This is a genomic window from Bacillus sp. REN3 (assembly GCF_017912555.1).
GTDB lineage: Bacteria > Bacillota > Bacilli > Bacillales > Cytobacillaceae > Mesobacillus.
The window spans coordinates 82987-97494 of the sequence record NZ_JAERSD010000014.1; the positions used below are offsets into that span (position 1 = coordinate 82987).

Annotated in this window: 14 protein-coding genes; 12 read left to right on the forward strand and 2 right to left on the reverse strand. The window is 45.0% G+C overall.

The annotated features are described in order from the left end of the window. Positions 1 to 476 precede the first annotated feature (476 nt). Positions 477 to 1901 carry an aspartate ammonia-lyase gene (gene aspA / locus JJQ88_RS13550; RefSeq protein WP_481748306.1) on the forward strand — a complete coding sequence of 475 codons (1425 nt, stop codon included), beginning with the start codon at positions 477 to 479 and terminating at the stop codon, positions 1899 to 1901. Positions 1902 to 2000: 99 nt separating this feature from the next. Here the strand turns inward: aspA and JJQ88_RS13555 are convergent, their stop codons facing one another. Then, positions 2001 to 2252 (reverse strand): hypothetical protein, encoded by a 252-nt coding sequence (locus JJQ88_RS13555; RefSeq protein WP_210366576.1) that lies wholly within the window; start codon positions 2250 to 2252, stop codon positions 2001 to 2003. A 384-nt stretch (positions 2253 to 2636) separates the two neighbouring features. Here JJQ88_RS13555 and JJQ88_RS13560 point away from each other — a divergent pair, with 384 nt between their 5' ends. Continuing rightward, positions 2637 to 3473, forward strand: a complete 837-nt coding sequence (locus JJQ88_RS13560; RefSeq protein WP_210366577.1) for a formate/nitrite transporter family protein — start codon at positions 2637 to 2639, stop codon at positions 3471 to 3473. A gap of 55 nt (positions 3474 to 3528) precedes the next feature. Here the strand turns inward: JJQ88_RS13560 and JJQ88_RS13565 are convergent, their stop codons facing one another. Then, entirely contained in the window at positions 3529 to 4320 is a 792-nt protein-coding gene (locus tag JJQ88_RS13565) for an HAD family hydrolase (RefSeq protein WP_210366613.1), read from the reverse strand. A 158-nt stretch (positions 4321 to 4478) separates the two neighbouring features. On the opposite strand from JJQ88_RS13565, the gene JJQ88_RS13570 reads away from it, so the two are divergent. The 10 genes from JJQ88_RS13570 (at position 4479) to JJQ88_RS13615 (ending at position 14508) form a co-directional block, all read left to right on the forward strand. Next, complete coding sequence (locus tag JJQ88_RS13570; protein WP_210366578.1) at positions 4479 to 4622, forward strand: lmo0937 family membrane protein; 144 nt, start codon at positions 4479 to 4481, stop codon at positions 4620 to 4622. A gap of 144 nt (positions 4623 to 4766) precedes the next feature. Beyond that, positions 4767 to 5399 (forward strand): NUDIX hydrolase, encoded by a 633-nt coding sequence (locus JJQ88_RS13575; protein ID WP_210366579.1) that lies wholly within the window; start codon positions 4767 to 4769, stop codon positions 5397 to 5399. A gap of 277 nt (positions 5400 to 5676) precedes the next feature. After that, positions 5677 to 6501, forward strand: coding sequence for a M55 family metallopeptidase (locus tag JJQ88_RS13580; RefSeq protein WP_210366580.1), 825 nt, complete (start codon positions 5677 to 5679; stop codon positions 6499 to 6501). Between the two features lie 52 nt (positions 6502 to 6553). Continuing rightward, a complete protein-coding gene (locus JJQ88_RS13585) occupies positions 6554 to 7486 on the forward strand; it encodes an ABC transporter permease (RefSeq protein WP_210366581.1) in 933 nt (310 codons plus the stop codon). Further along, positions 7486 to 8439, forward strand: coding sequence for an ABC transporter permease (locus tag JJQ88_RS13590; protein ID WP_210366582.1), 954 nt, complete (start codon positions 7486 to 7488; stop codon positions 8437 to 8439). Before JJQ88_RS13585 ends, JJQ88_RS13590 begins: the two co-directional genes overlap by 1 nt. Positions 8440 to 8444: 5 nt before the next feature. Beyond that, positions 8445 to 9440 (forward strand): ABC transporter ATP-binding protein, encoded by a 996-nt coding sequence (locus JJQ88_RS13595; RefSeq protein ID WP_210366583.1) that lies wholly within the window; start codon positions 8445 to 8447, stop codon positions 9438 to 9440. Positions 9441 to 9502: 62 nt separating this feature from the next. Continuing rightward, positions 9503 to 11134, forward strand: coding sequence for a peptide ABC transporter substrate-binding protein (locus JJQ88_RS13600; RefSeq protein ID WP_210366584.1), 1632 nt, complete (start codon positions 9503 to 9505; stop codon positions 11132 to 11134). Positions 11135 to 11541: 407 nt separating this feature from the next. Then, positions 11542 to 12459, forward strand: a complete 918-nt coding sequence (locus JJQ88_RS13605; RefSeq protein WP_210366585.1) for a S66 peptidase family protein — start codon at positions 11542 to 11544, stop codon at positions 12457 to 12459. A 26-nt stretch (positions 12460 to 12485) separates the two neighbouring features. Continuing rightward, positions 12486 to 13592: a mandelate racemase/muconate lactonizing enzyme family protein gene (locus JJQ88_RS13610; RefSeq protein WP_210366586.1), complete on the forward strand. Its 1107-nt coding sequence runs from the start codon at positions 12486 to 12488 to the stop codon at positions 13590 to 13592. Then, positions 13579 to 14508 (forward strand): C40 family peptidase, encoded by a 930-nt coding sequence (locus JJQ88_RS13615; protein WP_210366587.1) that lies wholly within the window; start codon positions 13579 to 13581, stop codon positions 14506 to 14508. Before JJQ88_RS13610 ends, JJQ88_RS13615 begins: the two co-directional genes overlap by 14 nt.

Consider the following 14508-nt stretch of genomic DNA (forward strand, 5'->3'; position numbering starts at 1 on the left):
TGCTTCCGCGGCGGAGTTTCCTTACCGTTCAAATCCGGAGTAAAAGAAACGGGTCAAGAAAGACCTTCCCGCTTCAACTATTCGAGAGGGCGGGCGGGGACCAACAAAAGAAATCGAACGCAAATCAGCAGGGATGTTTTACACAGCCATAGATAAAACTAGGATAGGGAATAAATTCACCAAAGGGCTTCCTGATTTCCTGCAACATGACAAAAGTTATCAAAACTAGTGGACTTTCCGCATATATGGCAAAAAATAAACAGGAAGCGAGCGAATATTCACAAAAGTTAAAAATAGAGATTGAAGCTTAAATTGTCGTGATGATTTAGTGATTTTGATTTACAATAAACATGTAAGCGTTATCCAAGCGGGGAATAATTGTGAAATGTCGCAAATTTTGCTGTCGACAAGAAGTTTGCCTGCTGTCCATTTGAATGAAGCCTAATCACCAATACACAATTGTGGAGGGAAAGAGAATGTCCGAAGTAAAAGTGCGCATTGAAAAAGACTTTTTAGGAACAAAGGAAGTTTTGGCGGATGCCTATTATGGAATCCAAACGTTAAGGGCGGTAGAGAACTTCCCGATTACCGGATACAGAGTACATAGTGAATTGATTAAAGCAATGGCAATGGTAAAAAAAGCAGCCGCCCTGGCCAATATGGAAACTGGCAGGCTTTATGGAGGCCTTGGAGAGGTGATTGTCAAGGCAGCAGATGAAATTATCGATGGAAAATTACATGACCAATTCATTGTTGATCCCATCCAGGGCGGTGCAGGAACCTCAATCAACATGAATACGAATGAAGTAATTGCGAACAGGGCGCTTGAACTGCTTGGCGAAAAAAAAGGAGATTATTTTACCCTCAGCCCGAACTCGCACGTCAATATGGCGCAGTCCACTAATGATGCATTCCCGACAGCCATCCATTTGGCGGCGCTCTCTTTGCTTGATAAATTGCTTGATACGATGCAGGTAATGCATGACGTGTTTTCCAAAAAGGCAAGACAATTCGATGCAGTGATTAAAATGGGGAGGACTCACTTACAGGATGCTGTGCCGATCCGCCTTGGCCAGGAATTTGAAGCGTATACCCGTGTAATTGCTCGTGACATCGAACGAATAAAATATACAAGAAGTTTTCTTTATGAAGTGAATATGGGTGCTACAGCTGTAGGAACAGGACTCAACGCGAATCCAAAGTATATCCAGAATGTCGTCCGCCATTTATCTGAAATAAGCGGATATCCGCTAAAAAATGCGGAACATTTGGTTGATGCCACACAAAACACTGATGCCTATACAACTGTTTCAGCTGCCCTGAAGGTATGCATGATGAATATGTCCAAGATTGCCAATGATCTGCGATTGATGGCATCAGGACCACGGGTTGGGTTTAATGAAATCAATTTGCCAGCCCGCCAGCCTGGTTCCTCCATAATGCCAGGAAAAGTGAATCCGGTCATGCCTGAGCTCATCAACCAAGTTGCCTTCCAGGTAATCGGGAATGACAATACCATCTGCCTCGCTTCCGAAGCAGGGCAACTTGAACTGAATGTCATGGAACCCGTGTTGGTTTTCAACCTGATTCAATCAATCAGTATCATGAACAACGGGTTCAAAGTCTTTACGGATCATTGTCTAGTGGGAATCGAAGCGAATGTCGACAAACTAAAAAAAGATGTTGAACGCAGCGTTGGAATCATTACAGCAGTTAATCCGCATCTTGGTTATGAAGCTGTTTCGAGAATCGCTAGGGAAGCCATCCTGACAGGCAAATCAGTACGTGAATTATGTCTTGCCTATGATGTCCTGACAGAAGAGGAGCTGGATTTGATCCTCAATCCATATGAAATGACGAATCCTGGTATAGCCGGGGAAGAGCTACTGAACAAAGATTGATTTAAAAAAAGGCTGTCCCAAAAGGTCATGATTTTTGACCTTTTGGCAGCCTTTTTTCTTTTTCATGTAAAACCTAACGGTTTTCCATGGTTCTTCGCATCAGGAGGCGCATATCCTTAGCGTATTGTATTTTATGTAAGCCGCGATTTCTTCCTCATCCAGACAGGAATAGTTCTCCTCAATGCCAAACCCTGAATCACCGATAGCCCGTTCCAGTTTTTTTTCGGTTATCATTCTACAATAATTCCATATGTGCCCGCAGGCAGCCAGGATTCCTTGCCCGATGGTGAAGACTGAAGTCCAGTTGTTAGGCAATGATGCGGGAAGAATAGATTTTTTGTCTATCACCATAGTCATTGCACACTTAGTTGATGGGAGCGGAAGGCACGGAGCCTCCTCAAAAATGCTAACGCATTTCCGTCATGCGTAGTTAAACTCGAGGAAGCCCATTCAGTGTCCTGCGGGAGTGAGTGGCTGGGGAGACCCCCCAGGAGCGGAGCTACGAGGAGAAAGAAAAGCGGAAGCGCTTTGGTCAGCCCCGACAAGCGCCGGGCGACTAAGACCGCCGCGTCCTGCGGCAAAGTCGAGGCAATGGAAAAAGGAGCAACTTTCCAATGTTTTGTAAAAATTCGATATGAATTCAATATGGCAGTTTTTTTATTTCCGCAAAGGGAAAAGCAAGCAAGAGCGTATTTTTTCATCATCACGCAACATCGATTATAGAGGAGGTATACAATGGCTTTTAAAAAACCGCCTGAAATAGCCATCTCAGCTATAGAAGCGGGAATGAACAAATCATCCATGCCTGTGAAAAATATGCTGGCTCTCGGCTTCCTAGGAGGAGCTTTCATTGCGATTGGCTACCTCCTGGATATCAGGGTCATCGCAAACCTCCCAGATGATTGGGGTTCATTTGGGACTTTTCTTGGAGCTTCCGTTTTTCCATTGGGGCTGATTTTGATTCTGCTTGCTGGCGGGGAGTTGCTGACTGGGAACATGACTGCAATCTCGATTGCTAGTCTCGCGAAAAAGGTAACTGTTCAAAAGCTGCTCTATAACTGGTTCTGGATCACGATCAGCAATTTTATCGGCGCGCTCTTCGTTGCCTATGTTTTCGGCCATATCGTCGGTTTGACAGAAACTGGTCCTTATTTGGATAAAACCGTATCAGTAGCTGGCTCAAAACTGGATGATGGTTTCTGGGCAGCATTTTTCTCTGGAATCGGCTGCAATTGGCTCGTAGGGCTCGCAGTATGGTTATCGTACGGTGCATCCGAAATGTCTGGAAAGATCCTCGCTATCTGGTTCCCAATCATGGGATTCGTCGCAATTGGCTTCCAGCACGTTGTAGCGAATATGTTCGTCATTCCAGCTGCCATCTTTGCTGGGCATTACAGCTGGGGAGATTATTTCACGAATTTCGTCCCTGTCTATTTAGGCAATGCCGTTGGTGGAGGGATATTTGTTGGGGCAATCTATTGGTTCAGCTACAAAGGAACCATTGAAAAGCTGACACAGAAGCCAGTAAATCAGATTTCAAAAGCAAGTGAGAGAAAAAAGGCTGCAAGGTAAGAATGAAGAGGAAAGTTGAAAGGGAGCCCCAAAAAGCTGGGGGTTCCCATTTCCGTCATTCCTTCACCAGTCCTAATGTTTTCAATCCATTGTAAATGCCTGAATCCATCACTTCTGTCGTCCTGTGCTTAGCGTACTGGAATAAATCCGGGTGGCTGTTGCCCATGGCAAATCCCTCCCCGGCAAAGGTCAGCATTTCCTTATCGTTCATTCCATCTCCAAAGGCTATCGAGCCCTCGCGAGGAATCCCAAGCCTCTGAAGCAAGAAACGGACACCCACTCCTTTGTTCACTTCCTCTCTGATAACATCAAAGCAATGACGCATCCCCTCGATATTCACCTGGGACAATCGGATTCCTTCACCCAATTGATAATAGGAATTATCTTGTTCATCATTTGTGATGATTGTCATTCCGAGAATTCCCTTTACGACCTCCGCGGTAAAAAGCTCGTTCTTCTTAAGATGGAATTTTTCGAGAAACTGTTTCACTGATGCCGAATCTTGTGTTGTCAGGTAGTTTTTAGAATCTGTATACAAAACGGCCTCATGTCCATTTTTTTTGGCAGTATCCAAAATGACCTGAACTTCGCTTGGATCCATTGGTTTAGCAAAAATCGTTTCTCCTTCATAAATGGCAAGGGCACCGTTATATCCGATGAAAGATGAAACTTGCAATTCATCACCTATCTCCGTAATCTCATGGACTGGCCGTCCGGTAGCAAGTACAACATCGATATTTTTTTCTTTCATTTGCCGGATCGCGGCTTTTGTTGAAGCCTCAATTGTGTCATCAGGACGAAGGATCGTCCCATCAATATCCAAAAATAAGATTTTATACATGCCTATCTCCTTAAAATATATGGTTACCAGTTTAGTGTTACATAATAAAGGGAGCATTATCAAATAGTAAGGAAAATCATTTTCCCTTGGGTTTTCTCCTTGTTTGGTCAATCTCTGTTGAGGGTACTATGATAACAAGTAAGCCGTGAAAGGAGACAATGAAAATGCTTTGGACCATCGCTTCGATCTTACTTGCACTTTGGGTTCTTGGGCTCATTTTCGATATAGCCGGCGGCATTATCCACATCCTCCTGGTAATCGGATTGCTCATGATCGCCTATAAAGCAATCAAAGGGAGGGCTACCTAAGCCAGAAAAACAGGAAGATAGGAAGACAGGACAGCGGCAAAATGCTGCTGTTTTTCCTTTTACGCGATAAGCGGATTTCTTTCATTTCCTATCCCCTTCATACTACAATGATATTCATATAAGTGCAGGGAAAGTGGAGGTCCTATGAAAATCAATCAAATAACCAATACAAATTCAGGGCGTACACCATCAATACTTGGCCATGAAAAATTCCTGAAATTCGCCATCTTGCTTCCGCTTGTACAGGTAAGGGACGAAGCACATATTTTATTTGAGGTCCGCGCGATGACAATGAGAAGACAGCCTGGGGAGATTTGTTTTCCAGGAGGCAAAATTGAAAATGGGGAAGAGCCCATGCAGGCAGCCATCCGTGAAACCTCCGAGGAACTTGGGATTGGCCAAAATGAGGTTATGGATGTTTTTCCCCTTGATTACATGGTTTCTGCGTTCGGTACAGTCATTTATCCTTTTGCGGGTGTGATCAAAAACCCTGATAATATCTTCCCGAATGCCGCTGAAGTTGGTGAAGTCTTCACAGTACCATTATCATTTTTCAGAAAGAATCAGCCGGATCGATATAAAATCAATTTCCAGGTTGAACCAGAGGCTGGCTTTCCATTTGATTTGATTATCGGCGGAGAAAATTATAACTGGCAGGCAAGAGGAATGGAAGAATATTTCTTCCGGTACAACGAAAAAGTCATTTGGGGTTTGACAGCTAAGATCTTGAATCATTTCATCGAATTAATCGATCCCGAAGAAACCGATAAAGGATGAGTGCCAGCGATGGCACTTTTTTATTGTTTTTGTGCAAAAATGTAAACCCTTGATGCCATCTTCTTCTAAAAAAAACCCGCTAGGAATTTCCGCTTTTTCTCAATTAATTGATCCCGCCATTTATTATTCCAGAAAAGTATTAAATTCAACGATGAACATACAGGAGGTTCCTCCCATTTCCTTGTAGCATCACATTTTTTTGCCAGAAAAGGTTGCTTCTGATAGATTTATTATTTATAATATTAAGATAATTATCAATAGAAAGTTGGTCAAATTTATGAAAATATACATATCAGTGGACATGGAAGGCATCACTGGATTAGTCGACCATACTCATGTTGACCCCTCCAAGCATAATTATGAGCGCGGAAGGAGGATCATGACACAGGAGGCCAACCAGGTGATCCAAACAGCTTTTGATACAGGCTGTAAAGAAGTTGTTGTCAATGACAGCCATTCGAAGATGAACAATCTGCTGATTGAAGAGCTTCATCCCGAAACACAGTTGATTACCGGAGATGTGAAACCGCTTTCAATGGTGGAAGGCCTGGATTCAAGCTTTGCAGGAGCTATTTTTACTGGCTATCATGCAAGGGCCTCGACGATGGGAGTCATGTCCCATTCCATGATCTTTGGGGTCCGCCATATGTATATTAACGATGTCCAGATTGGCGAACTTGGTTTCAATGCCTATGTTGCAGGTTACTATGGAGTTCCTGTCATCATGGTGGCAGGTGATGACGGTGCTGCCATCGAAGCTGAAGATCTTATTCCATATGTGACCACAGCGATAGTAAAGGAGTCGATTTCAAGATCGGCTGCCAAATCGCTAACACCAGAAAAAGCCCGGCAGCTGCTTGCGAAAAAAACAGAATATGCCATTAAAAACCGCGATAAAGTGAAACCGCTTACCCCACCTGAAAATCCAATCCTCAGGATCGAATTCGCCAACTATGGCCAGGCTGAATGGGCGAACTTGATGCCGGGAACTTCAATCGAGGAAGGGACAACAATTGTCCGCTTTGAGGCAAAAGATATCCTTGAGGCCTATCAGGCGATGCTTGTGATGACCGAGCTGGCAATGAGAACTACCTTTTCCTGATACCGGATAGACCGCAAGACATACATACATGTTTTGATAAGGAAGTGAGGAAATGCTTGGATACATACTTAAAAGGTTGGGGGCAATGGCGTTAACACTGCTGATGATCATCACTTTGACCTTTTTCCTGATGCACTTGATCCCAGGATCCCCATTCAATGAAGAGAGGGCTACAAGCGAAGCCGTCCAAAAAAACTTGGAAGCCTATTATCATCTGGATGAACCTCTGTATATTCAATACCTTCTATATCTAAAATCGATTGCCTCTTTTGATTTCGGGCCATCAATCAAAAAATCTTCCCAGACGGTCAATGAAATGCTTGGAAGGGGATTTCCGGTATCATTCGAGCTAGGGATGGCGACACTTACTGTTGCCGTTTTTTCAGGACTCTTATTGGGAATACTCGCTGCCCTTAGACATAACGGCTTGATTGATTATCTTGCCATGACCATTGCCGTCATTGGCATTTCCGTCCCTAACTTTGTGATGGCTACACTTTTGATCCAACAATTAGCGGTTAATTGGCCGCTCTTCCCTGTAGCCACTTGGGCAAGCCTAAAGCACATGATCCTGCCAACACTGGCACTGGCGACCGGACCCATGGCCATCATCGCAAGATTGACGAGGGCCAGCATGCTTGAAGTGCTGACGCAGGATTACATACGAACGGCAAAAGCCAAAGGGCTGTCACCAGTGAAAATAGTCTTCAAACACGCGTTAAAAAATGCATTGCTTCCTGTTGTCACGATTCTGGGATCACTCGCAGCCAGTATTTTGACTGGAACGTTCGTTATCGAGAAAATTTTTGCCATTCCAGGAATGGGAAAATACTTTGTCGAGAGCATCAACCAGCGTGATTACCCGGTTATCATGGGTACGACCATTTTTTACAGTACTGTACTTATCATCATGCTCTTCCTGGTCGATATCGCCTATGGAATCCTTGATCCTAGAATCAAACTGCATAAAAAGGAGGGGAAATGATGGCTCTGCGTAAACCACAGGAAAACCAAGAAAATTCAGCCATTCCCGATGATTGGTTTGTTCCTTTGCAGAAGGATGACTCAGAGGCAGAAGCGGTTGTCAGGCCGAGTTTATCCTATTGGCAGGATGCCTGGAGGCGGCTTTTGAAAAACAAACTTGCCATGCTTGGGCTTTTCTTTTTGATTTTCCTTGGTATCATGGCAATAATCGGCCCAATCATCTCACCATACACTGTCGGCCATCAGGTCCTGGAGGATCAGAACACGCCGCCTTCAGCTAAACACTGGTTCGGTACGGATGAATTGGGAAGGGACGTCTTCACAAGGACCTGGTATGGTGCAAGAATTTCCTTGTTCGTAGGAATTGCGGCCGCAATGATCGATTTTCTTATCGGTGTCCTATATGGGGGTATTGCTGGTTATAAGGGCGGAAGGACGGACCATTACATGATGCGTGTGATAGAAGTACTATATGGCCTCCCCTATTTGCTCGTTGTCATTTTGATCAGTGTTGTCATGGGTCCAAGCCTGGCGACCATCATTTTTGCACTTACCATCACAGGGTGGATTGGGATGGCCAGGATTGTCCGGGGCCAGGTACTGCAAATCAAAAATTATGAATTTGTCTTGGCATCTAAAACGTTCGGTACAAAAACTGGCAGGATCATTCGGAAGAATTTGCTTCCGAATACAATGGGGCCTATCATCGTCCAGATGACCCTTACAGTCCCGTCGGCAATATTTGCTGAAGCATTCCTGAGTTTCCTTGGCCTTGGCATCCAGCCCCCTTTGGCAAGCTGGGGTTCTATGGCGAGCGATGCACTTCCGGTCATTTTGTCAGGTGATTGGTGGCGGCTGTTCTTCCCAGCCTTTTTTATCTCACTGACAATGTTCTCGTTTAACGTATTAGGGGATGGGCTGCAGGATGCACTCGATCCGAAGCTAAGGAGGTAAACAAGATGGAAAAAGCACTTGAAGTAAAGGACCTTCATGTTTCCTTCAAGACATATGGCGGGGAAGTAAAAGCAGTCCGCGGCGTTACTTTTGACTTGAATGAAGGAGAGACATTGGCAATCGTCGGGGAATCGGGGTGCGGTAAAAGCGTAACCGCACAGAGTATCATGCGCTTGATCCCAGAACCACCAGGAAAGTTTGATGGCGGTTCGATCCTTTACAAGGGCAAAGATTTGACAAAGCTGAAGGATCACGAAATGAGGAAAATCCGCGGTTCTGATATCTCGATGATTTTCCAGGATCCAATGACAGCGCTGAATCCGACTCTTACCATCGGAGATCAGCTCACTGAGGGAATTCTCCAGCATATGAAGCTCTCAAGAGAGCAGGCGAAGAAATTAGCTGTTGATATGCTTGATCTCGTCGGTATTCCCAGCCCGCAGGTACGCCTGAAACAATATCCCCATCAATTCAGTGGCGGGATGAGGCAAAGGATAGTCATTGCGATGGCTCTTGTTTGCCAACCTGATATTCTGATCGCAGACGAACCGACTACCGCCCTTGATGTGACAATTCAGGCCCAAATTCTTGAGCTCTTCCGTGATATTCAAAAGAAAACGGGTGTTTCGATCATCCTCATTACACATGACCTCGGCGTGGTGGCACAAGTAGCAGACAGGATTGCCGTCATGTATGCTGGTAAAATCGTTGAGACGGGAACAAGGCGGGAGATTTTCTTTCATCCCCAGCATCCCTATACAAAAGGCTTGCTTCATTCAGTACCTCGATTGGATGCAGAAGAAGCCGAGCTTTTCCCCATTGGCGGCACGCCGCCTGATCTATTTTCGCCGCCTGCAGGCTGTCCGTTTACCGCAAGGTGCCCGTTCGCCATGGAGGTATGTGATAGAGTGTACCCACCTGAAACAAAACTGTCCATTAACCATCAAGTGGACTGTTGGCTTCAAGATGAGCGCGCAAAAATCCTCTTAGCCAGAAATTGATGGACAACTGAGGCGAATGCCTTTTTCATATAGACAACTTATCAAAAAAAGGGGGAAACAGGATGAAAAAGTATTTGGCAATACTGTTGGCAGCCTTGCTCGCATTCACGCTTGCAGCCTGTACTGCGAACGAGAATGCAGGCAAAGAAACAGACGGGAAGGACGGAAAAAACAAAGAAAAGGGCGGGGAAAAGGTCCTGTATATGAACAACGGCCAGGAACCAACCTCATTCGATCCGCCAATCGGCTTTGATTCCGCTTCATGGAATGCATTGAATAATTTAATGGAAGGCTTGACCCGGCTGAACAAGGAGCATCAGCCAGAAGAGGCAACAGCAGAAAGCTGGACGGTATCTGAGGATGGGAAGACCTATACATTCAAAATCCGTGAAGATGCCAAATGGTCTAATGGTGACGATGTTACCGCAAATGATTTCGTTTTCGCCTGGAAACGGCTGCTTGATCCAGCTACAGGTTCTGCAGCAGCTTTCTTGGGATACTTCATCGAAGGCGGTGAAGAGTTCAACAATGGAAAGGGGAGTGCTGATAATGTAAAAGTGAAGGCAATAGACGATAAAACTTTTGAAGTTACCCTTATCAGTCCGCAGGCGTATTTCCTGAGCGTCATCGCGAACCCAGCCTTCTTCCCGATAAACGAAAAGGTCGCAAAGGAAAATCCAAAGTGGTTTGCTGAAGCTGACACCTTTGTCGGAAATGGCCCATTCAATCTGGCAAGCTGGGAGCATGACACAAAATTTGTCATGGAAAAGAACAACAAATACTGGGATGCAGAAAACGTAAAACTCGATAAAGTGGAATGGGCCATCGTTGATGATACAAACACTGAATACCAGATGTTCCAGGCAGGGGATCTGGATGTATCCGATGTGCCATCCGAATTGGCAGATAAGCTTTTCAAGGATGGCAAGGTGAAGGTTGAAGACCAGGCTGGCGACTATTTCTACCGTTTCAACGTCACAAAAGAACCGTTCCAGAATGTGAATATCCGCAAGGCATTCGCTCTTGCTGTCGACCAGCAGAAGATCGTTGACTTCGTTACCAAGAACAAGGAAGAAGCTGCCTACGGATTTGTTTCCCCTGGTTTCAAGGATCCTTCCGGAAAGGATTTCCGTGAAGTAAATGGAGAATTCAATAAGACTGATATTGAACAGGCAAAAGCTTTGCTGAAAAAAGGGATGGAAGAGGAAGGCTACGACAAGCTGCCTCAAGTTACTTTGACATACAGCACAGATGATGTCCACAAAAAAATCGCTGAATCACTCCAGCAAATGTTCAAGGAAAATCTCGGAGTTGATGTGAAGCTTGCCAACATGGAATGGAATGTATTCGCTGAAGAACAGAAAGCACTGAAGCATCAGCTTTCCCGCAGTTCGTTCCTAGCTGATTACGCGGATCCAATCAACTTCCTGGAGAACTTCCAGACTGGCCATTCCATGAACCGCACAGGCTGGGGAAATCCTCAATATGATCAATTGATCCAGAAAGCTAAAAAAGAGTCAAACGAAGAAAAACGGTTTGAAATGATGTACGAAGCTGAACAAATCCTATTTGATGAAGCGCCGATCTTCACGATCCACTTTTATAACCAAGTTTACCTGCAGAATGAAGATGTTTCTGGCATTGTCCGCCATCCGGTTGGCTACCATGAGCTCAAATGGGCAGATAAAAAATAGAAGATTGTCTTGCTTTAGCTTGAAGGCTTTAACTAATTGTTCGCTGTTTATCACAATGGTTTTAAAGGCGAACAACTATGGATAAGACTAAACTCAAACAATAGGTCCAAAACTCCTCACAATTGATAACATATTTCTTTCAGAGTAAGCCAGCACAAGTTAGCACATCACTTTTTGGCAGGAGGAGCGGGCAGACGGGAAACCTTAGGCCCAGCGCGCAGGAGGGGTTCTCCAAGCAGCCTCAGGGGCAGCATGGGGTGGAAGTCGCTAAAGGAGCAGGATTGTCCACAAACACTGCTTTGTTGAAAAAGAGGTGTCCTTCCCGGAACGCCTCTTTTTCACTCATACAACGGGATTATTTTCTATAAATATAGTTATGAAGCCATTCTAAAAAGGAGTCGGTATAGATGGTTAAACCACCTCGTCTCAAAAAAGGAGATACGGTTGGAGTCATTGCTCCAGCAAGCCCGCCAAACCAGGAAAATCTCACTCGCGGCTTAAAATTCATTGAAGAATTGGGACTTACATATAAACTAGGAAAATATATAAAAGAAGAGCATGGATATTTGTCCGGGAAAGATGAAGAAAGATTGTCCGATTTACACGATATGTTCATTGATGAGAGTATTAAAGGCATCATTTGCGCAGGCGGTGGGTATGGGACTGCCAGGATTGCTGCGCGTATGGACTTCGAAATGGTAAAAACCAATCCAAAGATCTTCTGGGGTTACAGCGATATCACTTTTTTGCATACGGCAATCAGGCAGCAGACTGGCCTTGTCACATTCCACGGACCTATGCTAGCGTCAGATATCGGGAAAGTCGATGCCAATCAAATTTCAAAGGATTACTTCAGTCAATTGTTCGAACCTATTGAAATTGTTTATAACGAAAAGATTGCTCCGCTTGAAGAAATTGTGCCCGGAATAGCTGAAGGCATTTTGGTCGGGGGAAATCTATCGCTGCTATCAAGTTCAATGGGAACGCCATTTGAGATAGACACTGAAGGGAAAATCCTGTTGATTGAAGATGTAAACGAAGAACCACGTGCCATTGACCGGATGCTGAATCAGCTTCATATGGCAGGGAAGCTTGAGGCTGCAGAAGGAATTGTTATAGGGGATTTCAATAATTGTGTCCCCGAAAGAGAGCGTTCTCTCTCCCTTGATGAGGTTTTGGCACATTATATGAAACTTGCAAAACGTCCGGCGCTTAAGGGATTCGGGATTGGCCATTGTTCGCCGCATATCTCTGTTCCATTAGGAACAAGGGCGAAATTGGATACAGCGGCGAAAGCATTGATAATTGAAAGCGGCATTCAGTAAGACTTCCAAAAAGGATGGAGAAAAGAATGATCATACAAAAAATAGAAACTTTCCAGACAGCGGTCCCTATGACTAAACCTTTCAAGACTGCCCTTCGTACCGTTACGGTCGCTGAGGCTGTCCTTGTAAAAATAACATGTGACAATGGTATTACAGGCTGGGGAGAAGCTCCGCCCACACTTGTGATAACCGGAGATAGCCTTAAAAGCATCGATGCCGCGATTAATGAAGTATTGCAACCGTTCTTGATCGGCAAGAATCTATTGAACTATGAAGGGATCTTTCAGGGCATGAAAACAATCCTTGCAGGGAATACCAGCGCGAAAGCGGCAGTCGATATGGCCTTATACGATTGCCTTTCCAAACATTGCGGATTGCCTCTCTATCAATTCCTTGGAGGGTACAGGAGTGAAATCGAAACTGATTTTACCGTGAGTGTGAACAGCCCGGAAGAAATGGGGATGGATGCGGCTGAATATATACAAAAAGGCTTTAATGTCCTGAAGGTGAAAGTGGGGATCGGGGAAATTTCAACCGACATCGAACGTGTCAGGAAAATTCGCGAGCGTGCAGGCAACACAGTGAAAATAAGACTTGATGCGAACCAGGGCTGGACGCCAAAAGATGCTATCCGCGCAATCACAATGATGGAGGACCAGAATCTTGATGTTGAGCTTGTTGAACAGCCCGTAAAAGCCGATGACCTTGATGGTCTTAAGCAAGTGACCGATGCCGTAGAGACGTTGATCATGGCAGATGAAAGTGTATTTTCGCCAAAGCAAGCTTTGGAAGTGATCAGGCGAAGAAGCGCCGATTTAATCAACATTAAATTGATGAAATCTGGTGGAATCTACCAGGCACAAGTAATCAACCAGCTGGCGGAGGCGGCAGGCATCGAGTGCATGGTTGGAAGCATGATTGAATCCAAGCTTGGAATCACAGCAGCTGCCCATTTTGCTGCGAGCAAGAAGAACATCTCCCGTTTTGACTTTGACGCACCGTTGATGCTTGCAAAAGAATCTGTTTCAGGGGGGATCCAGTATGACGGGAGGAAGATCAAATTGCCAGGAACTCCTGGTTTAGGAATAGGACAGATTCAACTTGAAGGAGGCAACCCAAATGGAAAGCAATAATTTTTGGCTTGTGAACGTCCCTGTTGCTACGCTATGGACAGAACCTGAATCAGCAAGGGAAATCGATCATGAAGCCATCTCTATCCCTGTAGACCTTGATGCCTGGCTTAACAAGCTTACATATGAACCACGGCTCCAATTATGTGATAATAACCTTGTTCAGTCACAGGTCTTATTTGGTGAGATAGTACTAATCGTTGACGAAAAAGATGGCTGGGCAAAGGTGGTTGTCCCTAGCCAGCCTTCCGGAAAGGATACTCGCGGTTATCCCGGCTGGATTCCCAAAGTGCAGCTAATCCAGCAGTCTGACTGGTATATAAAGGACGGGCCAGTAGCTGTCATAACATCAAAAGAAGCTTTGCTTTATTCCGAAAAAGAAGAACAGTTGTTGAAATTAAGCTACCAGACAATCCTTCCCGCAATCGAGGATGCTGTTGACCGGATCCGAGTAAAGACGCCGACAGGTATCGGGATTTTGCGGAGAGAGGATATTGCGATCTATCCTTCTGAAAGAAGCATTCCGAAACAAAATGGAGAGTCCATCGTGAACGAAGGAAAACAATTCGTTGGCCTTCCTTACTTATGGGGTGGAATGAGCAGCTTTGGCTATGACTGTTCCGGCTTTAGCTACAATATGTGCAGGGCAAACGGCTATATCATTCCTAGGGATGCACATGAACAAGCGGCAGCAGGGAACAGGGTTGAATTAACCGAGATACAACCAGGGGACCTGTTGTTTTTCGCCTATCAGGAAGGGAAAGGGAAAATTCACCATGTAGGGATTTATTATGGGGACGGTAAGCTGCTTCATTCCCCTTCCACGGGAAAGAATATTGAAGTCATCCGTCTCGAAGGTACCATTTACGAAAAGGAACTTTGCGCAGCGAGACGCTACTGGATCGAGACGGAGGAATGA

Excerpts from the sequence above, each read along its gene's own strand:
- aspA (WP_481748306.1), top strand. The coding sequence starts at position 477 with ATGTCCGAAGTAAAAGTGCGCATTGAAAAAGACTTTTTAGGAACAAAG.
- JJQ88_RS13555 (WP_210366576.1), bottom strand. The coding sequence starts at position 2,252 with ATGGTGATAGACAAAAAATCTATTCTTCCCGCATCATTGCCTAACAAC.
- JJQ88_RS13560 (WP_210366577.1), top strand. The coding sequence starts at position 2,637 with ATGGCTTTTAAAAAACCGCCTGAAATAGCCATCTCAGCTATAGAAGCG.
- JJQ88_RS13570 (WP_210366578.1), top strand. The coding sequence starts at position 4,479 with ATGCTTTGGACCATCGCTTCGATCTTACTTGCACTTTGGGTTCTTGGG.
- JJQ88_RS13575 (WP_210366579.1), top strand. The coding sequence starts at position 4,767 with ATGAAAATCAATCAAATAACCAATACAAATTCAGGGCGTACACCATCA.
- JJQ88_RS13580 (WP_210366580.1), top strand. The coding sequence starts at position 5,677 with ATGAAAATATACATATCAGTGGACATGGAAGGCATCACTGGATTAGTC.
- JJQ88_RS13585 (WP_210366581.1), top strand. The coding sequence starts at position 6,554 with ATGCTTGGATACATACTTAAAAGGTTGGGGGCAATGGCGTTAACACTG.
- JJQ88_RS13590 (WP_210366582.1), top strand. The coding sequence starts at position 7,486 with ATGGCTCTGCGTAAACCACAGGAAAACCAAGAAAATTCAGCCATTCCC.
- JJQ88_RS13595 (WP_210366583.1), top strand. The coding sequence starts at position 8,445 with ATGGAAAAAGCACTTGAAGTAAAGGACCTTCATGTTTCCTTCAAGACA.
- JJQ88_RS13600 (WP_210366584.1), top strand. The coding sequence starts at position 9,503 with ATGAAAAAGTATTTGGCAATACTGTTGGCAGCCTTGCTCGCATTCACG.
- JJQ88_RS13605 (WP_210366585.1), top strand. The coding sequence starts at position 11,542 with ATGGTTAAACCACCTCGTCTCAAAAAAGGAGATACGGTTGGAGTCATT.
- JJQ88_RS13610 (WP_210366586.1), top strand. The coding sequence starts at position 12,486 with ATGATCATACAAAAAATAGAAACTTTCCAGACAGCGGTCCCTATGACT.
- JJQ88_RS13615 (WP_210366587.1), top strand. The coding sequence starts at position 13,579 with ATGGAAAGCAATAATTTTTGGCTTGTGAACGTCCCTGTTGCTACGCTA.